We start from the raw sequence: 19,755 nt of genomic DNA, 5'->3' as shown, positions 1-19,755 counted from the left end.
CCGCTTCATAAGCAGGTACAAAGCGAGGCGCGGCTATACCGCGCTGTCCTGTACGCTCGTTACGCGTGTCGCGATCGCCTGTTTTACGCGGCGTCGGCTCGGCGAATCCGCGTTCACTCGCTCCAGTACTTTGCATGAATTCCGGACGGCCTTCCGACCAGCGGAAAAAGTCATACATTGTCTGCGTATCCGGTGCCTGCTTGCGTACCGCTTCTACCATGGATGAGTAGTCCAGATCATTCGGCTGCGTACTATAGCTAAAAGCTCCCAGCAGACGGCCAAACTGCTTGCTGCGAATATCTTCGCGCAGCCAGGAGCGTCCCAACTGCTGAATTTGATCTTTTTCAGCTACTGGAAGATTATCCAACCAGCTAATCGCACGTTCCAGATTTTCTTTTTCCGTAAACCAGATATACAGCACCTGCAGCGCCAGTTTTTTGGAAGCCATACGGCGATCGGCCAGCTCGGGATAATCGTCGCTCGGAAGTGGACTTGAGAGGAAATCGGCCTGCAGCAGATGTTCACGGGTAAGAGAAGACCACTCCAGCTCACTCATCAGATAACGCTCTGCCAGAGCACGCATTTCCTCACCCAGACCGGAACGTAACCAGACTTCAGAGTCGATCTCACCAGCTTCGCCTGTACTTTTCTCTACTTCATCCAGCATATGAAAAGCATTGCCGGTTGCCGTCATCACATCCGGACTACGTCGCAGTGCCTCCATAAAGGATTGATTTGCACGATTACAGTAATCTTCCATTTCCAGCAGCTGCGGATATTTGCTGCCCCACTCGGCGGCCAGATGGATCACTTCCTCCACGGACTGCGCCTGCTGGAATTTACGTTCGATTAACGGCGTCAGCAGCAGCGTCGCCAGATTCGGCTGGCTACCAACAATCGCGAGGAACGATTCATACAGACTTGGCTGATTTTCCATCATTGCATAAAAAGCCTGACTTTTGGCTTCCTGTCCGCTACTGAGAGCGTTGCGAATCGCCCAGATAAAATACTCCACAATTTTGCGTCCGGTATGGTCTGGGTCTATGCCGTAATATTCTGCGAATACCTCGGCAATCGATACCTCGGGAACCAGTCCACTGCGCACCGCATCGAATTCGCGGTCAAATCGGGACAGGAAAAGATCATTCAGACGGATCGCCGATTCCACCCCCCTGCCGGACGCAGATGCTTGAGCAGAGACTGCAGGATCATGCCCTGCTGCTCCCGGTACAGCTGCTCGTCCCCCTGTTCGACCCGGAATAGCAGTGTCCATTCGTCATACTGTCCCGGATCAGGCAGTGATTCACCGGCAGCATCTATACCTGCCTGTCCCTGATCGGCAAATTCCAGCAGCTCACGCAGTCGCTCCGGCTGGTTCAGATGGCGCCATGCCCAATCGATATATATCTGGCCGGACTTGCCCGCCTGGGCAGACTGAATCCGTCCACTGCTCAGATCAAAAATATAATCACGCTCAATATTGCGGTCGCCCGTACGGATCGAGCCGCTTTCTACGAATAGCAGCTGCATACCTTTGCGGCTTTCCGGCTCTTTGGCATAGGTTGTGAATCCCAGCCTGCGGCGGAAAGCGTACGGCAGCGTCTGCATCAATACACCAATCAGTTTTTTTGCCTGTACAGGCAGTTCGATCACCGGTACATTTAGCGAAATATATACTTTGCGATGCTTGTGAATCGCCGACATAATCGCACCCAGCATTTGCCGGAACAGCGATTCATCGATATTCAGCTCACCTAGCACAGTCAATGGATCAGCAGGTACAGCAGGCTCCTGTGGCAGTTCATTCAGCGCGTCCAGTACGGTTCCCTGCTCCGGATCATAGCTGCTGCGGAACGAGGCATTCAGCCACCGCTCATAATGATGCACCCATTCCTCTGCCAGCGTCGCAGCAATAACATAATTATGGGTAAAAAAAGTACTGCGCAGACCCGTAAAGTCCGCCGCGACATACCGGCTGCGGCCGAGTACAACATCCCGGTTATCCAGACGCACCAGTTGCAGCGATTCAGGATAAAGGGATTCTTCTTTTTCCCCTTGCGATACCAGCTCTGCAGGCGCATCGTAGCTGCAGAGCGGATGAAGATACTTTTTGATATATCCGTCATCCAGACCCGGCGACCGGGCAATCGTATCGTAGCCCTCGGTCGTCCGGAATATGCCGCTCTTTTCACGCGTATACAGCTGCTGCTGAATTGGAGTGTTCGACAATGAACTCAAACGTTTCGTCTCCCCTCGATATAATTCAGTTTGTACAGCAGCCAGATAAACGGCTCGTCCACACGGATCGGACTCACAACGCTTTGCAGCTTCTGCTCTACCGGATTACTACCCAGCGCCGATACGGCAAAGTAGGCAGTGTCCTTGAAATATACATCCATCGTTCCTTTGAACGGACGATCTACCCGCTCGATAAAGCGGCGAATCTCCCCATCAATATTCTCGAATTCGTCCAGATCAAAATGATCGCGGTGCACTACATTATGGAAAATATTACTGTTCGACTTGATATATTCTCCATCATCGCCACGCAGCGATTCCAGCATATCACTCTTGGTGAGAACAACCGCTGTCGGAATATTCGTCTTGCTGTCTTCCTGATGCGCGATAAAGTCACTGAACAGCGTCAGTACCACATCACGCGGCTCATCGTAGCGGGACACCCATTCCCCCCGGCTGTCACCGAGCTGGATACGAATCCGATCGCGAATGGAGCGGATTTGCAGCGGATCGACCATAAACAGAATGCCCGATGAGTTTTTGATATGCTGCCCATGCAGTCCCAGATAATCCTGATCGACCATACCTTCACCGGCCACATCAAAAAATACCAGTGTCAGCGGCGGCTTTTCCTCATCTTTGAACACGAACTGGAAAATAAACGGCTCCTGCATCCGTTCCTTTTGGGTAGAAGCCAGCAGATCGCCGCGCTCGAATAGCGGTTCTTCGTAATTCATGCGGAACTTGCGGCTGATTTCTGTCGTCAATGGCATACAGGCAGCTTCGAAATTATCGGCAGTCGAGTTCTGCAGCGTATGGATGAGTGATGTCATATAGACTGATTTGCCGACCTGAGAAGCGCCGACAATCGAGATAATATTGCTTGGTACTTTGCCTGACGTTACAGGCAATTCATTATGGCAGTGCGGACACAGACGGCGCCGGGTGACTTCGCCATAACGGTCATTCAGTCCGACCAGTACATGATCCGAATAAATGCGGTGCTCTTCCGGCACATCTCCCGGCAGCAGCACCGCTTCCATATCACGCACCGTATCCAGCCCAAAGCGCTCCCGGTACCGGTTCAGGCGTGCATCCTCGCGCAGCGCATAATCTTCATCATCCTCACGATGATGACTGGCCCGAAATTCTACATCATCCGGCGAGAATTTGTTAAAACAATACGGGCATACAATATCGTAAAATAATGGTCTGGGTTCGGCATCCGGCTTTTTTTTGAACCAATCAAACATCTTCATCGCACCATCTTCCCCCTATTCCAAAATCAATTCATACATCTGTCCATAGGTACGCCCATCTGTAAAAAAGAGCCGCACATACTCATTCTTGCCCATCTCGATCGCCGGCAGTTCATTGCGCCCGGCCTGAAAAGGCTCAGCGAACGGATAGACAATCCCGTCTTCCCTGTTCGCCGGATAGCTGCCTTCCTTTTTGACATAACAGAGTACATCGCGGGCTACCGGTACTTCGGCATGCACTTCGATGCGTACCGTTTTGCGTTTGCTGAGCCAGCTGCCCTGCTGACGAATCGAATAATGGATTTTTGCCCGGCCGGCGCTGACTTCGATGCGGTTATCTCCCTCCGGCTGTCGCAGCAGTGCCTGTTCCCCATTTTGCTCGATCACCAGATGGATTACATATCCTATTTTGCCAAAGTGGTCGAGGCGGTCCCGGTAACCGTTGGCCGCTTTGTATTCTTCACGTGTGTACAATTTCAGTCCCTCTGCAGAAGGAGGCTGGTCGCCCTGCCATCCTGCAGCCGACGGAACAGCTCTGCCGGGATCTGCTGCATCACTCCCGGATAATTTCTGGATATATACCGCCTGGGCATCCCGCGGCCATAACCACCGCAGGACGCACCAGCCATCCTCTACCTGAGCAGTCAGTCCACGAATACCCTGGTCACTGCCCGGTTCTGCATCAATATAGCGCATTGCACCAACTCCTTCCTGTAGGGAACTCGATACGTTCGTTTATTGTTAGGCTCCGTCAAGGACGCCTTTGTATACAGCATTCCTTTATTCTATTACATGTCATCCAGTATTTCCCGAAGCCAGTCACTCACCGGCCTTGTACAGCTCACATGGCCGGCAAAGCACAGGGTATCGCTGCCTGCTGCCTGACCATCATAATGAAAATCCGGCAGGGCGACCAGACAGCTGATACGGTCAATTCCCCTCTCCGACAGGAGCTTGGCAGCAGGCTGGGTAATAAAATCAAAACCTTCTGCCAACGCCGGATTATTGCTGCGCTGCACATCGCCCAGCTGGCCCTGTTCTTCACCATACCAGAGAATGATCATATGGTCGTAGTCGATCCATCTATCCTGCAGTCGAAAATCACGTTCAAATCGGCAGCCCTGCTCCTCTTCTGCCCAATTGTCCATTATTGCCGTCCGATTCTCCGATGTGGAATACCAGATCGCATATTGCTCCATTTCACTCATTGTTCATACCTCCCGGGTACGCACATAGGATTCGTACCCACTTTATCGCTGGAAGCTGCGGGCGCTCTCTCCGCGTCTACGGCGAGGATTGCCCGAGCTGGTTGGCGGTGGTGGCGGTGTATCATTGCGGCGAATCATCCGCTTATTGTTCTCACCGATCGGAATGACCAGTGTGAACAGCGCGATGATTAATGCCAGAATCATAATCGCGAGGAAACGGATAACTCCATCCGTCCAGTCAGTCTTGCCGATGCCCCACTCCAGCAGCAGACCAGCCAGCAGTCCGCCGACACCGCCGCCAATACCAAAGCTGCGTGCCAGGAAGCGATTATCAAACAGCAAGCCCAGTCCGACTCCGAGCAGTCCGCCCAGAATCATAATAAGCACGACATGCAGAATCTGATAATACAGATTGCTGTTGAACGGTTCACCGCGCTCGGTTACCAGTGTGCGTTTGTCCAGTGTGTCGTAGATCTGCTGGAACGTTTGTGTTAGATTAGTAGCTTGGGCAACATCGTAATAACGACCTCCCGTTTCATTGGCAATATCCGTCAGCAGATTCTGGCCTCCATCTTGAGCAAGACTCAGACCGACGGTATTGATAATAATCCTTTTCTCCTGATAAGGCTGCAAAGCAGCAGGATCCAGCGAACTATAACCATCAGACATCATTATTACTAATGTTCCACGATCATCCTGTCCCTGCTCGGTAATTTGCTGCATGGTAGTACTCAATGCAGCTGTGAATTCTGTTCCACCACTTCGAACAGATAACTGATCTACAACACCATCAATCTGCGGGCGAGTTGTACTGTTTACAGCTGTTAACGGCAACGCAACTTTAGCATCTCCGCTAAATTCAACAATACCTACACGCATATCATCATCCATAGAATTGACCATATTTTTCACGGCTTGATAACGAATATTTTGCGGGTCTGTATCCAGCATGCTGCTTGAATTATCAATAACAACAACAACATCTTTTACAGTCCGGCTCCCATTAAAATCAAGCTGGTACAATGCTTCGGCCGCCAGTCCGCCGATGAACATAACAACCAGCGTAGCAGGAACGAGCAGCTTCCACGACACATCCGTGTACCGCTGTCTCCATGAAGCACCGTTCAATTTGGGTGAAATCATTTCAGCCAGCAGACAGAAAATGCCGATCATCAGACTGATAATGCCGAAATAAATCCCCATCAAAAAAATACGGGGCATCCGGTCAAAATACGAATGCAAAAACCATTCGCTGAGAACAAAACCGATTGCTCCTCCGATCAGACTGAATAAAACCATAAGCCAGTTTACTTTGCGCTGCATTTCTGGCGTCTCCCCTTTTCCATTGTTAAGTATCTGCGAGGTTTTGAGGGATGCTGCGCGTGGGAAGATGGGAAAGTACATCGCTCAGGGGATAGATGATCCAGCCGATCGCTGTTGACCATGGATATCCCGAAAGACTGCCTGTAGCAGTCGATATCCATGGTCAAAGGCGAACGCTTCGCTTCTATTGGATCATTCTTTTCCCTTCGCTCCGTGCTTCCTTCTACTGTGCTGCAGATCTGCCAAAAGCCTCGCATCCGGCGCTGCGCGCCATTTTGCCGTTTGGTAAAAATGGGTTGGTGCGTTGGCATTAAGAATACTTGTGTTAAGAATAGACATATCTAGTAGTGAGTAGTGGTGGTAATGGGTTAGCTTGGTATTGCTTCCTTGCTGTTTGTGTTGGTTTAGTAGCTGCGATAGTGTGGTCCCATTTTATCCAAACGGCTATGCATGATTTATTTTGTTCAGGCCGGATTCTTCGGTATGGAAAGTGTATCCATTCTCGACGTAGGTGTCGTAATACGTCTTGCCGTTGCGGTAGTAGATCAGGTCGGTTATACCGAAACCGCCCATTAGATTGAGCTTTTCGACGCCGCTGGTACGGTCTTCGTGAATAAATCCGGTTTTGTAAATGCGGGTCGTATGATCGACACCTGCGGCATAGCGAACAAATTCGCCGTTGGCATTGCCGAACATGTACTTTTCTTCATACCGGTGCTTATGGGTGTAATCGAGCAGCCGGATATGAATCGTCGCGCGATCTTCGAGTGTACGGTACAGTTCCTTGAACAGGTCCTCCTGCGACAGGGCCTGCTTGTTGGCATAATCGATCGTCACATTGGCTCGCTGTAGCAGCTCTTGTTCAAAGGTCTGGGACAGCGCCTGCGACGGCAGCAGTTCCTGACGGCATACCGTAATCAGACGTTCAATGAGTGCAGCAGAACCCTGCTCCAGCAGACTCGTTATATCGCCCATGCTGCGTTCTTCGAAAAAGGCGTTTTCGCCGCGCTTGTCCTCAATCTCCTGCATCACTTCTGCTGTCATGCGGCTGTAATAATCGGCGATATTCTGTCCAATATAATCATCAGCAATACGGATACTTTCTGTAGCAGCGGTATGCAGATCCTGACCGATCTGATCCATCCGGCGTACCAGTTCCATGCTGCCCCGGTGCAGGGAGGCGAGCTGTTCTTCCCAGCTCCGGTACAGCCTCAGCCTGGTCTGCAGCCGCAAAATATGCAGACGGTGCGGATAGATTGCCTGGATCAGCGCCCTCGTCAGATTGCGCACATTATGCTTGTCCATGAACGGCATCTTTTGAAAAGACAGCTCATCCGCGCGGCTGCTATACCACTGCTCCAGCTCCAGCTGTGCCTGCTCCACTGCAATATTCAGATCACGAATACGGCTGCGCAGTACTTGCCATAGGCTACTATTACCTGCTTCATCACTCCAGGCAGCCAACTGATAAAAATGCACATCCTTATGCTCGCTCATCTGCTCGGCAACGATACGTTTAAATTCCTGTACTGCATCCCACTCTGTCAGCCTGCGCTCGGTTTCCTGCTCATAATTGTCACGGAAGAACATATCGCCTCCCTTTTCAAACAAAGCATATTCCGCTTCGCGCAAACTCATGGATTTGAGTGAGGAGAAGCTGACCGAACGCGTCATCAGACTGTTCATATCCTCCAGCCGCGCTTCATCCGGTATCAGACGCTCCAGACGGCTATCCATGGATAGCTCATCCATTCCCAGCAGCTGTTCCCGTTCATATGCACTCAGCGAAGGTTCATGCTTCATTCGCTGCACAATGCCGAGGAAAAAGTGCTCCAGTACGGTCAGTGCGATGGCCAGATCCGGTCTGCGCACACGGGCGTAGCCGGCAGAGACGAGTCCCTGACTACCATCTGCATTACGAATATTATTTTTAAAAGCCGTATTGTTATAATCCGAGCCGCTAAAAGCTGCATCGCTGCCGTTGTCCGGACGCTGCCGATTTTTCAGCAGACTGATCCGGCAGATCATATCATAATTACTGTTCACCCCACCATTAACTGCGACTCCGCGTTCATTACGGTCTGACAGTATATAGGCCAGTTCAAACAGCGGTGCTGCCATATGATTCACCATAACAGACAGTCCATCCTCGGTACGCTGCAGCGGCGCACTCAAGCTGTAATCTTCCCGCTGCATCTGTTCCAATTCTTGCAAAAAGGCTACTCCGGCAGAATTGGCATAACCAAAATTCTCTTCCTGCTCCCCTTCATGGATCAGCGCATAAAGATCCATCTGCACCGATTTAAAGGATTGCCCCAGAATAGACCGGGCCAGCAGTGCAATCTGCGGCACCAGTATATTCATTGGATCTTCCACACGCGTTACTACCGACAGATGCAGCCGGTCAAAAGAAGAATACATTCTTCCAAAGTCCGCCAGTCTGCGGGCTGCTTGACGAAATGCGCGGTTTAGCTCCAGCAGATGCCTACCGTCCTGACGGAAATGCTCGCTCCAGTCGGGACGCTGCATCTTTTTGCCGGAAGCTACTTCCGGTAGAGAAAGGTATGACAAAATCTGCTGCGGATCATCCGCTTCTGGTGATCGGGAAGAAGAGCCTGCAGCAGATTCCGGTAATACTTCAACATACATGACACCAGCGCCGTTATCCCATTTTTGGGCATTTACGCTTCTGATATGAGCAGCCGCATCGCGGACATGGTCCCCGATAAACAGGAAAACGGCGGGGTAGTGTATACTGCTCCGCCCGTCTCCCTGCCCGGCTGTTTTCTCTTCAGCAGCAGCGTATGCCTCTGCGAATTGTCTCAGCCGAACATCCATATTATCTCAGTTTCCGGCGCAGATCGTTTAATTTGGTCACCATCTGCTTGTAGAACTGATAGGCTTCATCACCATTAACCAGCTCCACACGCTCGTATTCCAGACGATCGCGCGCTTCCAGATAAGTCTCATACAATTCATCCAGCTTGGACAGCAGCGGTGTAATATCCTCGGATGCTGTCAGCTCGTTGTCGCGGCGGTCCGCTTTGCGCATCAGTACCGCACGGTTTTTCTCATCCAGCTTGCGGAAAGCTTCGAATACTTCGAACTCTACCACATTTTTGGTCTTCATTAGATTCGCGAACGGCTCCCATGCTTCTTCTTCCGGATCGCGGTCATACACATACAGTGCGCCTTTTTTGGTGATGGTATCGGTATAGAGTGCCTGTACGAATTGATCGATCAACTTTTCCTCGCCTTCAAAGCGGCCCAGCATACTTTCCAGCTCGGTCACTTTCAGCTGGATAGCATCGTACTTGGCCAGCTCCTCACGTACACGCTCAATCAATTTCGGCGAACGGATCAGGTTCTCGGCAGCCAGTTGTTCGTTATAGCTGTTAAAGATATCTTTGGACGATTCGTTAGGCAATCCTTCGTTCAGCAGACGGCGCAGTTCCGTCAGCGCGCGTTTGATTTCGCCCAGATTCGGACGGGATGCATCCAGACGCAGATCGTATCCGGTTAGTACAGCGTCCAGATCGAACGGCTGACTGAAGTTTATCGCGAACCGGTTGCTTGTATTCTGATCCACATCTTTTTCGGAAATCACTCCGAGTGCACGTGCACGGGCAAAGTCAGCCCGGATACGCGCATTGTATGATTGTACGCGTGGATTGACGTACGTCTCTCCCCATGACTGCTCCGGGATTGGCGACGGCAGATACGTCCAGTTTTCCTTCTCGCTCATTACGAGGTGACGACCTACGCCTTCACGATCCAGGATTGTACGCTCGTAATTCTCCTCGTATACCTTGAGAGGTGTATAGACGAACAGCGGCACACCGTTACGGGTGTTCAGCCAGAAGATCCGGTTTTTCACCTGACTTTCTTTGATCGTGAAATGAGACTTGCCGATCGCATTCGTCTGGTAGTTACGGATACCGCGCAAAATGCTTGGCGCCTGTACCGGCACCGAGACAAAGCCCCATGAAGGGAAGTGCAGATTGCCTGCGCTGTTGCTCAGATGGAATACCGGCACTGCATCATCATCCAGGCGGCTGGCAATCTGACGCTCCACGAATTTCTCGATTGGCTCGTCTTCGCCGTATTTCATTACCAGGAAGTCTTCCATTGAACGAGTGATCAGATCACCGAACTTGTCGCTCAGGAAATCAGAGATGGAGCGTACGATATCGACTTCATTTTCTTTGACCCACTGATCGGAATGATCCAGCAATTGCGTAGAGAAGTCGCGAATCAGATCGTCTCCGTCCTTGCTGTCCATAATATCGCTGACTGCTTTGGAGATATCCGGTACGCTAACCAGATTCCAGTAGTACGTTTTATTTCCACGATGATCAGCCTGCTCGGTACCGCTGGTCAGCAGCTCGCCATTTTTCTCGAAAATAGAGCTCAGTGCATTCAGCACTTCAGTGAATACGCCGTAGATCCGATTATTCTCACGATTCAGCAGCTGATACAGATCTTCATAGAACTCGATCATTTGCTGGGTACGCTCGATATCTGCACGCAGCCAGTACTCATCGATTTTGGCTTCGATATATACATTTTTCTTTTTGTCTTTGGAGACAAAAGCACTCTTCGCATCACCCAGACGATCATTGGCATACTCTGAAGCCGATTCGATATCACGCGGGATGCGTGTCAGACTCTCACGCAGCGTCTCAATATAAGACAGCAGCATTTTGAGCAGAGAGAAGCCGTTTTCTGTATACAGCATACGGGAGACATAGAACGGTCCCTGTTCCGGATGCAGGAACATACGGCGGATCTGATCGGAGAATTGACCGACAATCTCGCCCGGCAGCTGCTGCTTGGCTTTGATATATTCTTCACGGGCACGCACGAGGAACGTCTGCTCCAGCTCCGTATCCATGTTGACTGCCTGCATTTTGACGACATTGTTGTAGCTCAGACGCTCACTGTTCTCAAAGCCCGGCAATGGTTCCGGCACACGGGATTCAAACGTTTTGGTCATCGTATCCAGATCAACACCCAGCTTGCGGGCGAAGTTCTCTACCGCTTCCTGATCCGGTGCCTGGTCGAACATTTTATCCATTTTCTGGAACAGTCGATAGGCCAGATAAGTGGTCATTTCCTCGATCGGCAGTACAGCGGAAGAAGCACCGATAATGTTGTATTCATAGTTTGCCGGATACGCACGGTTCATCTGCGCGATATTGGTCCGGATATTGCTGATATAGTCATGAATCGCGAACTCTTCGCCGGAGGCTTTTTCCTCGCTGGCCATAAAGTTCGTGATATTCTCGGCCGTTACATTCATACAATAGTCGTAGGCATTTTCCAGCAGCTTGCCCTCGGTATTGGTCGCCGAGATCAGATGACACAGGTTAAATGGCGGCAGTGGCGAATTCACATTCAGAATACTGCCGTACTGCTGCTTGAAGCGCTCGCCGCGGCTGTCCACATTCATCCAGTAATCCAGTTCCTTGAGTGCGGCATAGCCGTTTTTGCGAATATATTCGCGGGTGTGCTCGCTCAGGCTCTTATTGGACAGATTGACATCCGGGGTGAACAGATAGCCCAGCATGGTCAGACGATCGATCCCGGCAGAACCGTAATCACGCTCTACAATACCGCGCACGATATAGGAGATATCCAGGAATGAGCCGCTACCTGTACCACCGGACAGACCGGTCAGCAGGAAGACCATCAGCTTTTTGTTGGTGCCGACAGACAGGGTTTTGATTTTCTTGTCGATACTCTGTACAACCTGGTTGATCTTGGTGAACAGCAGCAGACGACCTGCTTGACGAACACCGGCAGCGCCGTTCATTCCATCGGTAATGCTCATCTCCGGAGACAGCCATTCGGTAATATAAGGCTCCAGCAGGCTGCGGTTTTGCAGCAGTCCGCCGATTTCCGGATTGGACAGCAGTACAAACTCGTTATGCGGATCAAGGCCGATGCCTTTGTATTTTTTGTTACGATCCTGTTCGTTGGTCTCAAAAGCCAGGAATTCTACGTTATCCGGTTTTTCCTGCTTTTTCTTGGTTACCGGATCTTCCGGCAGACGGAAGCGGCGGTTGATCTGGTATTTCAGACGCAGCAGGGCATCGATCCCCGTGCCTCCGAGTCCGATAATCAGAATCGGATTGTCGATGGTATCTACTCTTATTTTCTCGCTGACAATACCGCCACCAAGCGATACGTCCAGCTGTTGGATATGTTCTCTAACGATTGGTTTCATGGATGATCCCCCTTGTAACCTTCTATTTTAACGTTCGATTCTAATATGCAATCCAATCTATTGATCTGGATTGTACTATCCTGATAAGACAAGACAACGTTATAATAACGTCCGCTCTTGTTTGTATAGTACGTTTCTATCATGAACTAAATATGTCTGACGCCAGGTCTTTGGCCAAGCAGCGACCAGGTATCTGATAGCTTTTCTAACAACTATTGCCTAAGCAGACGCAGCATCAAGTCAGGTATTCCAGCAAAATGGTCTTGTCCACCTGACGCAGCGCGATCGTCAGACGATCTCCGCTTTTCACTTCATAGCCGCGGGAAGCATCGATTGCACGACCGGATTTCTCGATCGCACTATCTCCGTTGTTACGGATCAGGATACGGTCGTTATTACCCGGCGTAAACGTAATACTTTCGGTCTCTTTGAGTTCCGGTGCCAGCTGCAGCAGCTGATGCAAATTGAACTTGCCGCGGAAGGTAGTCAATTTCTTGTACTGCGGATAAGATTTCTCACCGGTATTCTCGTCGCGGATCTCGATAACCATCTGGCCGACGAATCCACGATTTTTCTGTTTGAGCATACGTAGTAGGAACCATAGTCCTGTCAGTACAAGCAGTACACCGATAGCGATCAGAATCCAGCCCATTGTGCCGAGACCAGCAGCTTCCTGTGTACCTGCATTACCTGTACCGCCACCTGTAGCATCTACAGTAACCGGCGTCGTCTCGCGGTAGAAGCTTTGCTCTTCCGCTCTGACTACAAGCTCGTATTTATGATTATCCGGCACTTCAAAGGTTCCTTTAAATTCTGTTCCGTTCCCGGTCAGCGGTACCTGGCTGGCTGCTCCGGTATCCATATCCTTGACGTTCAGCACGGCTTTGAGGTTACCGACCTGTGAGGCATCAGTCAGCTTTTGCCCGTTGCTGGTCAGGTAGGAGACGATATCGATCTTATCGCCTTTGCTGTAGTTTTGGGCTGGAATCGGGTCCAGCGCCATCTCCAGACTATAGTTGAAGATAAGGTTGATATCGATTTTGTCCTGATCCACACCTTTGACCTGCAATGTCCAATCTCCCTGCTGCGGTTTGAGCAGTTTGACCAGAGAGTAGCTTTTGGAAGTCGAGACACTTACCTGATCCGAAGGAACAGCGACTTCTTTGCCGGATGGGTCTTTCAGCTTCACTTCTACTTTTTGTGCGGACATGATCGAGATATTGGCTTCCTTGACGCTGGCATTCGGGATATTGATCTTCACATCCTGAAATTGTCCGTTACCGGTAATCGAATCGACCGGCACCACGTTTACCTGCTGGTGAGCCGCGAAGATTTCACTCAGGATACCTGGCAGATCGTCCGCCGAGCTGGTTACAAAAGATTTACCACCTGTCTCGGTAGCGATGTTCTTCAGTGCCTGCTGGTTCAGCTTGCCGTCGGCGTTCAGTCCAACGGTGTAGACCGGATAGCCTTTTTGCTTGGCCTGCTGTACCGCCTCACTCAACTGTTGGTCCGCTTCACTGTTGGAACGACCGGAATTGCTGTTCAGCTCGTTATTGCCGTCTGCAAACAGTACAATCATCGGTTCGTTACCCTGCTGTGAACTGTCCTGCAAAATATTAACCGCTTCTTTCATGCCGACCGAGATATCCGTATACGGTCCGCGATTCAGATCATCGATAAAGTTTTTGAGATTGGTTTTGTCATCAGACGAATTCATTCCGGTTAATGCTTTCTCACGTTCAATCTGATCGGTGTAGGCGACTACCCCTACCCGGTCACCCTGGGTGGGCAGCATATCAACGAATAGCTTCATCGCTTCATTCCCCAGCTGCTCGGGATCGCTGGATTTCATGGAGTTACTGACATCCAGCAACAGCACAGCGTCCACCGATGAAGACGGGCTGTTGTTATTGGCTGCGGCCGAGGCGGCGAACAGCGTACCCGGCAGCTGTGTCAGACACAGGATTACTGCCAGGGTTATATACATAAGATTGAGTTTTCTACGGAACATCATTCTACTCCTTCGCTTAAGGTAAAATGTAGGACAAGCATAAGACAGGCGATTCTCTCACATTGTAGCGGATTATAATTAAGAGCCGGTTAAATTCACCTTAACATGCCTTAAAAAACATAAAGTGAAAAATTTGATACCATTTTCACCACAATATCCATAATAATCCATCTGCATCCAAAAAGTCTCGTTTACACTCTGATCATCAAAGGAAGCCGGATATCATTATAACGTATCTGCTTGAATTCTTTCCCCACCCTGAGACGGGGGAGACCACTAGACTACAGGCTAAAAGTTGAATAATCTTCATCGCTCCCTTTATTCTGGAATAGAATTTCGCATAAAATAGAAAATAACCAAACTTCTACTACCTGAACATACAGAAAGGATTATCCTATGGATATACTTGCATACGCATGTGTCGCGATTATGTTTCTTTTTGTCGTGAGCCGCTTGTTAGCTTACGCGTTTCACCGTAAAAAAACGCCTTCTGAAGAGGAACTGGAGAAACAATTGCTGGCCGCCGTTAACAATCGGGAATAACCAAATACGAATTACAGAGAGTGATGGACTACCATGACAACAACCAAAAAAGCAGTTCAGCTGCCTGTATTGGAACGAAGCCGACGCAACTATGACCGGCTGCGGGTCTGCCGCCGATGCGGACAATATACGATCCTGCCTGGTGAAGACTGTCCCAAATGCGGGAAAGCCCGTCTCGTTCCGGTAATGGATCAGGCGCGCTCCAAGGCACGCCGCAAAATGCTGAATGAAATTTTGTTTACCCTGCTGCTTACCATCATAGCGGTTTTACTGGCACAGGATATGACGCAAATCGCTATTGCTGCTGCCAGTGGTCTGGTGCTGATTGCCCTGCTGGTACTGGTTCAGCGCCGGATGATGGGACGAGAAACGCTGCGGCAGCTCAGCCGCCTTTTCCGCTATGATCATGCCACGATCCATGAAGGATTGGTGCAGGATCAATCTACCGGTGTGGAGACCGTCCGCAGCGGAGAAGATGTAAAAGGTTATCATATCCTTCGCCAGACCGCTGTACTGGTTCATAACGACCGGTTGCGGCTCGCGCTGCTCTCCCTGCTGCAGAATTTCCGGTTGCGCAGCGATATGGATCTGGAGCTGGAAACACTGATTACGCGGGATTTCGATCCACTTGTAGCCGATTATATCGGTGAAATCGCCCGGCTCAAACGGGATATGATCAAGGATCGGTCGATCCGCTATATTATTGCCAACGAACCGAAAATTCTGGAAATGGAAAATGGCTGGAATATTCTGATTAGCGTAACATCGGCTGCTGTACGCATGAAGCGTTATGTCACTATGTATCCGGGATTTATTCGCCGGTACGCCCGCTTCCTGCCAAGGGAACGTTTTGTGCGGCTGTATCATGTGGTGCGCAATGACCCGGCTCTGCAGGGCGAAGTGCTCGGTCAGGATATGGAAAATATCCGGGCAGAGCTGTATGCAGACGATCCTGCTTTTGAACACGATACTGCCGGAGTGGAGCGCTCATGAGCATACTCCGGCTATTTTCGCTACGCAATCTGCTGCTGGCCTGCTGTGCCGTCGGTCTGGTGCTGGTGATTATCAAAAGTATCGGCATTTACCATAAAATCAGCTGGGTCAAGCTCGCCGATCAGTATTATGCGCAGCAACAGTGGGTGCCGGCCCAGGAATGGTACAGCCGGGCAAATAACAACCGGTATTTCACCTATCAGGAGCAGCATATTGCCAATCGGCTGAACGAACTGGAGCCGATTACCGCCTGGAAAGACACAGTCTCAGCCAGTGCGAGTGAACTGCAGGCAGCAACAGATACGCAGCAGTTTGATTCCTTTGTCAATGCCTACAAGCGCTGGGCGCAGCATGTAGAACAGCAGCGACAGGCGGATACCCGATTCCAGAAAGAATACAATCAGATCCAGCAGCAATATCAGATGAGACAGCTGATTCAGACCGGGTTCACGAATTTCCGTAACCAATTTGAGACCGGGCTCCAGCAGAATCTGGCGCAGGGCAACTATACGGATGAATCATATAAATGGAATCTGCTGCGTATCCCTACAAATTACTGGGATACCAAGGAGCCCCGGGATACGTATATTCGCAACCTGCTGCAGACCTACGATCAAACCAAGCTGAAGCGGTTGGCTGCGGCAGGTGATTTTGATGCCTTCCTCAATCAGGCTTCTATGACAGTACAGGCGTATCAGCAGCATAGTTATGAGGCACCCTGGGTCACCGCGCTGGCGGAAAACGGAGCCCGCTCCGTGATTGCCAAGGATATTGAAGCGGGACAGAATGATCATTTTATCTCTCATGCCCGCAGCTTTATGGATACTGCCGATCAGATTGGACTACAGTCTTCGTCGGTGCTGACACAGATTAATCGGCAGATCGGGGTGCTGCAGGATCAGGCTTCCGGACTGTCGGCACAGGGACAATTCCAGCAGGCTCTGTCACTGTACGAATCTCTCAGCACGCTCGAAGACATGAGCGAACCGATTGCCCGTACCCAGATCGCCTGGGCAACCGCAGATCCCGCCCATTTGCTGCAGAGCTCCAACGCTTCGGTAGCGTATCAGCATATTACAGGTGGAGTAAACTGGGAAGATGTACCGGTATACAGTCTCGCTACCGATTCGAACAACCGTCTGTTCTTTGGACAGATGACAGCGGATGGAGCCGCCAGTGTATGGTCCGGCGAAATCGGTGAATCGGCTGCCGCGATCCAGGCCCTGTCTTTGGAGACTCGTCTCAGCAGCCGTGAACAACCGGTGGTGCTGGTACAATCGGACTCCGGTACAACAGGATACACGCAGTATTCCCTGTACACCTTTACCGGCAGCGAAGTACGCAAACTGCTCTCTGTGGCAGCTGTCAGCTATGAGGTGGACGCAGATCGCAGCATTATAATTCATCAGCCGCTTGAAGGTGCGCCTGGTCAGACAGATGTGTACACGCCTGCACAGGATGGCAGCTATACACTCAGCGACAGACGTACCGATGACACGAGCTATTTATCGGTATCTGCCGGAGAAGTATCTTCCCATCTGAATGAACCGCTGCAATTCAGCGCAGAGATTGTATCCGTCGATGCAGACGGCGCGCTGGCAAAGCAGGGTGACAGCTATGTACGGCTGACCGGCGATCTGGAATTCACGACAGGCACATTTACCATTTATGGACGTTTTACTGGAAACTTTGTGCAGATGGATTCCAGTTCGGACGAGCGATCCGGCAGTGATACGCCAGAGTCGCCGAACAGCAGTACAGGCACGAATAATACCGACCAAACCGAGACGGACGGTAATTCTGCAGGAATGCCGGACGAGGACTTTGAGCCGGAATACGGACTTGGCGATACGACGCCGGCCGGGCCGATAAACGGAGCGGCGAGCATTCCGGTAGTCGAAGTCGATCGGATACAATAACAACCGCAGCACAGCTAAAAACAATCAGATGTTTATAGACAAAAGACCAGGATAATTCCCTTATTACGGGAAATACCCTGGTCTTTTCGTTGTGCCGTCTTGGTGTTTTGAGTGCGCTATTTGGTTATTTTACAACCCACTTTTTCCTTTTCTTCATTAGACTTTTCTTCATTAGATAGTAGAAAAGGATGTTTATAAAAAGAAAAGTTATGCGCAGGTCAATTGGAAAACGCCGAACCAATCAATCGCTATCCATGTCTGTCTGCGACATGTTCAAAAGTGAAATGGATCAGCTGCCTCCCAATCCTATAAATACCATAATAAATACCAGCTCCAGCATATAGCCGATTACCAGCATCATCGGTATCGTAATAATCAGCAGAATTCGCCGCAGGCCAGGCTCGACGTTGTAGGTGGTCATCCAGCGGCGCAGCCAGAACCATGCCATGACCAGTGCCGGTACAATAATAAGCAGGCCAATCGTCACCACGCCATAATACAGCCACATCGCTGTATCTGTATCTGCGCCTCCTGCAAGCCATCTTTCCTTGCCGGTTACCAGTGCAATCACAGCCACTGCCATAATCAGATAATATATTTTGAGTACAGTACTTTTTGCCAATGAACCCTTGTTCACATATCTCATCCTCTCACTCGTCTGCTCTCTATGTTAACGAACCCGGCGCAGTCGGTAAATTTTGCGCGGTCTGCCGCGTACCGATTGCTGTTCCTCGCCATCAATCTCGGCAAGGCCAACCTGGCACAGGCTGCTCATAATACGCTGCGCATTGCGAATCGTCATCGACAGATGTTGAGCAAGCTGGGAAGTGGTGAAGCCATCCCAGTTCATATGACGGGTCAGTGCTTCGATTTTTTTGTACGATTTCACACTCACATTCACTTCGTTCAACCGGACGAGCAGATCCTGATCGAGCGAACGTGACGCATAGCTCAACGTTTTTTCATCCTTGTCCATTTCGCGGATAGTTCCATTATCCTGCATAATCACCAGCATCAGATCACGCTTGGGACGGGCATGCTGGAGAGCCAGCATCGCATGGTGACCAGCAGCAAATGCAGTATCTCCATAGCCAATACCGACCGATACAGGAATATCCATATCCAGCTCCATCTTCTCCACCGTACGGCGCAGACTCGGCAATTCCCGTTCAATCGCTCCGCGGGTGCTGATCAGCTGATAGCTGCCTGAGCCATGCGGGATCATGATTCCGTCTATCCGTTCGCACAATTCCAGCAGGTGCTGCTGCATTTGCAGTTCGGCATGCTGCACAGCATAACGATCACCAGCAGTTCGGTCACGCAGCAGCATCAGATCACCTTCGATCATCTGCATCCCGATCTGGGTATCCTTAAAATACGAGCTGCGAGCCTGCTGAATGAGCAGTTCGGCAGCCTGCCGGATATCCTGTCGGGTAATCGTCAGCCGATATACCGGCATTCCGTATTTTTGCAGTTCGTTGCAAATGAAGTGCATACAAGTCAGTGCAGCGGCACTCTTGCCGCTTTTCCATAAGTCCAGATGAAAGTCGATAATCTGATATGGATCGGCAGAGCTTTCGAATATATTCAGATACAATTTCTCTACCGGAATACCCAGTTCAGTCAGGGATTCATGCAAATCCAGATCCTCGGACTGCACCATATCGATAGAGTACGGCCGATCCCCGATATGTTGCGATTGCAGCATCTGAACGATGCCTTTGTACAGTCCGGAGCCTGTTGGTTTGCAGTAAACAGCCAATTCGGATTTTCCGAGATAGGGACGAGCGATAGACATAGGAATTGGGCCGGAGAAGAACCATCCTTTGAGCCCGGGACGATGCTGCTCCAGAATGCCAGGAATTTCCTGCGGGTGATTATAGACCAGTGGAATAAATTGTGCATCCTCTATCATGTTCCGGGTAATCTCCAGAATACGATCGACGGAGGGCTGAGGCCCGATTACACCAAGACGATACGTCATAGAATTCTCCTTCACCACGTCACTTGTTATCAATCCAGCTATAAT

At 50.5% G+C, this 19,755-nt stretch carries 13 protein-coding genes; 3 read left to right on the top strand and 10 right to left on the bottom strand.

Annotated features, from left to right (window positions below):
• Nucleotides 1-1,146 precede the first annotated feature (1,146 nt).
• The 5 genes from AR543_RS24645 to AR543_RS04435 form a co-directional block, all read right to left on the bottom strand.
• Nucleotides 1,147-2,238 carry a GAP1-N2 domain-containing protein gene (locus AR543_RS24645; RefSeq protein WP_060532175.1) on the bottom strand — a complete coding sequence of 364 codons (1,092 nt, stop codon included), beginning with the start codon at nucleotides 2,236-2,238 and terminating at the stop codon, nucleotides 1,147-1,149.
• On the bottom strand, nucleotides 2,235-3,497 hold the full coding sequence (locus AR543_RS04450) for a TRAFAC clade GTPase domain-containing protein (protein ID WP_017814014.1): 1,263 nt from the start codon (nucleotides 3,495-3,497) through the stop codon (nucleotides 2,235-2,237). Before AR543_RS04450 ends, AR543_RS24645 begins: the two co-directional genes overlap by 4 nt.
• Before the next feature lie 15 nt (nucleotides 3,498-3,512).
• Nucleotides 3,513-4,193, bottom strand: coding sequence for a hypothetical protein (locus tag AR543_RS04445; protein ID WP_060532173.1), 681 nt, complete (start codon nucleotides 4,191-4,193; stop codon nucleotides 3,513-3,515).
• A 92-nt stretch (nucleotides 4,194-4,285) separates the two neighbouring features.
• Nucleotides 4,286-4,705 (bottom strand): hypothetical protein, encoded by a 420-nt coding sequence (locus AR543_RS04440; protein WP_060532171.1) that lies wholly within the window; start codon nucleotides 4,703-4,705, stop codon nucleotides 4,286-4,288.
• A gap of 42 nt (nucleotides 4,706-4,747) precedes the next feature.
• The gene (locus AR543_RS04435) at nucleotides 4,748-6,109 is read right to left on the bottom strand and encodes a vWA domain-containing protein (protein WP_227871833.1); all 1,362 of its coding nucleotides are present in this window, start codon (nucleotides 6,107-6,109) and stop codon (nucleotides 4,748-4,750) included.
• A gap of 14 nt (nucleotides 6,110-6,123) precedes the next feature.
• Here AR543_RS04435 and AR543_RS04430 point away from each other — a divergent pair, with 14 nt between their 5' ends.
• Nucleotides 6,124-6,342, top strand: a complete 219-nt coding sequence (locus AR543_RS04430) for a hypothetical protein (protein ID WP_060532167.1) — start codon at nucleotides 6,124-6,126, stop codon at nucleotides 6,340-6,342.
• A gap of 130 nt (nucleotides 6,343-6,472) precedes the next feature.
• On the opposite strand, the gene AR543_RS04425 is transcribed toward AR543_RS04430, so the two are convergent.
• The 3 genes from AR543_RS04425 to AR543_RS04415 form a co-directional block, all read right to left on the bottom strand.
• A complete protein-coding gene (locus tag AR543_RS04425) occupies nucleotides 6,473-8,866 on the bottom strand; it encodes a hypothetical protein (RefSeq protein WP_060532165.1) in 2,394 nt (797 codons plus the stop codon).
• A gap of 1 nt (nucleotide 8,867) precedes the next feature.
• Complete coding sequence (locus AR543_RS04420; RefSeq protein ID WP_060532163.1) at nucleotides 8,868-12,257, bottom strand: tubulin-like doman-containing protein; 3,390 nt, start codon at nucleotides 12,255-12,257, stop codon at nucleotides 8,868-8,870.
• 235 nt (nucleotides 12,258-12,492) lie between these two features.
• Nucleotides 12,493-14,271 (bottom strand): vWA domain-containing protein, encoded by a 1,779-nt coding sequence (locus tag AR543_RS04415; RefSeq protein WP_060532161.1) that lies wholly within the window; start codon nucleotides 14,269-14,271, stop codon nucleotides 12,493-12,495.
• A gap of 576 nt (nucleotides 14,272-14,847) precedes the next feature.
• On the opposite strand from AR543_RS04415, the gene AR543_RS04410 reads away from it, so the two are divergent.
• Nucleotides 14,848-15,807, top strand: a complete 960-nt coding sequence (locus AR543_RS04410; RefSeq protein ID WP_060532159.1) for a hypothetical protein — start codon at nucleotides 14,848-14,850, stop codon at nucleotides 15,805-15,807.
• Nucleotides 15,804-17,726 (top strand): hypothetical protein, encoded by a 1,923-nt coding sequence (locus tag AR543_RS04405; protein WP_060532157.1) that lies wholly within the window; start codon nucleotides 15,804-15,806, stop codon nucleotides 17,724-17,726. Before AR543_RS04410 ends, AR543_RS04405 begins: the two co-directional genes overlap by 4 nt.
• Nucleotides 17,727-18,015: 289 nt before the next feature.
• On the opposite strand, the gene AR543_RS04400 is transcribed toward AR543_RS04405, so the two are convergent.
• Both AR543_RS04400 and AR543_RS04395 read right to left on the bottom strand, forming a co-directional pair.
• The gene (locus tag AR543_RS04400) at nucleotides 18,016-18,363 is read right to left on the bottom strand and encodes a hypothetical protein (protein ID WP_060532155.1); all 348 of its coding nucleotides are present in this window, start codon (nucleotides 18,361-18,363) and stop codon (nucleotides 18,016-18,018) included.
• 33 nt (nucleotides 18,364-18,396) lie between these two features.
• A complete protein-coding gene (locus tag AR543_RS04395) occupies nucleotides 18,397-19,710 on the bottom strand; it encodes a helix-turn-helix domain-containing protein (protein WP_060532151.1) in 1,314 nt (437 codons plus the stop codon).
• Nucleotides 19,711-19,755: the final 45 nt, after the last annotated feature.

The organism is Paenibacillus bovis (assembly GCF_001421015.2).
In the GTDB taxonomy this organism is placed as follows: Bacteria; Bacillota; Bacilli; order Paenibacillales; family Paenibacillaceae; genus Saccharibacillus; species Saccharibacillus bovis.
This window is presented reverse-complemented; position numbering and strand designations above follow the sequence as displayed.

Excerpts from the sequence above, each read along its gene's own strand:
- AR543_RS04395 (WP_060532151.1), bottom strand. The coding sequence starts at position 19,710 with ATGACGTATCGTCTTGGTGTAATCGGGCCTCAGCCCTCCGTCGATCGT.
- AR543_RS04425 (WP_060532165.1), bottom strand. The coding sequence starts at position 8,866 with ATGGATGTTCGGCTGAGACAATTCGCAGAGGCATACGCTGCTGCTGAA.
- AR543_RS04410 (WP_060532159.1), top strand. The coding sequence starts at position 14,848 with ATGACAACAACCAAAAAAGCAGTTCAGCTGCCTGTATTGGAACGAAGC.
- AR543_RS04445 (WP_060532173.1), bottom strand. The coding sequence starts at position 4,193 with ATGCGCTATATTGATGCAGAACCGGGCAGTGACCAGGGTATTCGTGGA.
- AR543_RS04415 (WP_060532161.1), bottom strand. The coding sequence starts at position 14,271 with ATGTTCCGTAGAAAACTCAATCTTATGTATATAACCCTGGCAGTAATC.
- AR543_RS04420 (WP_060532163.1), bottom strand. The coding sequence starts at position 12,257 with ATGAAACCAATCGTTAGAGAACATATCCAACAGCTGGACGTATCGCTT.
- AR543_RS04435 (WP_227871833.1), bottom strand. The coding sequence starts at position 6,109 with ATGTACTTTCCCATCTTCCCACGCGCAGCATCCCTCAAAACCTCGCAG.
- AR543_RS04430 (WP_060532167.1), top strand. The coding sequence starts at position 6,124 with ATGATCCAGCCGATCGCTGTTGACCATGGATATCCCGAAAGACTGCCT.
- AR543_RS04450 (WP_017814014.1), bottom strand. The coding sequence starts at position 3,497 with ATGAAGATGTTTGATTGGTTCAAAAAAAAGCCGGATGCCGAACCCAGA.
- AR543_RS04440 (WP_060532171.1), bottom strand. The coding sequence starts at position 4,705 with ATGAGTGAAATGGAGCAATATGCGATCTGGTATTCCACATCGGAGAAT.
- AR543_RS04405 (WP_060532157.1), top strand. The coding sequence starts at position 15,804 with ATGAGCATACTCCGGCTATTTTCGCTACGCAATCTGCTGCTGGCCTGC.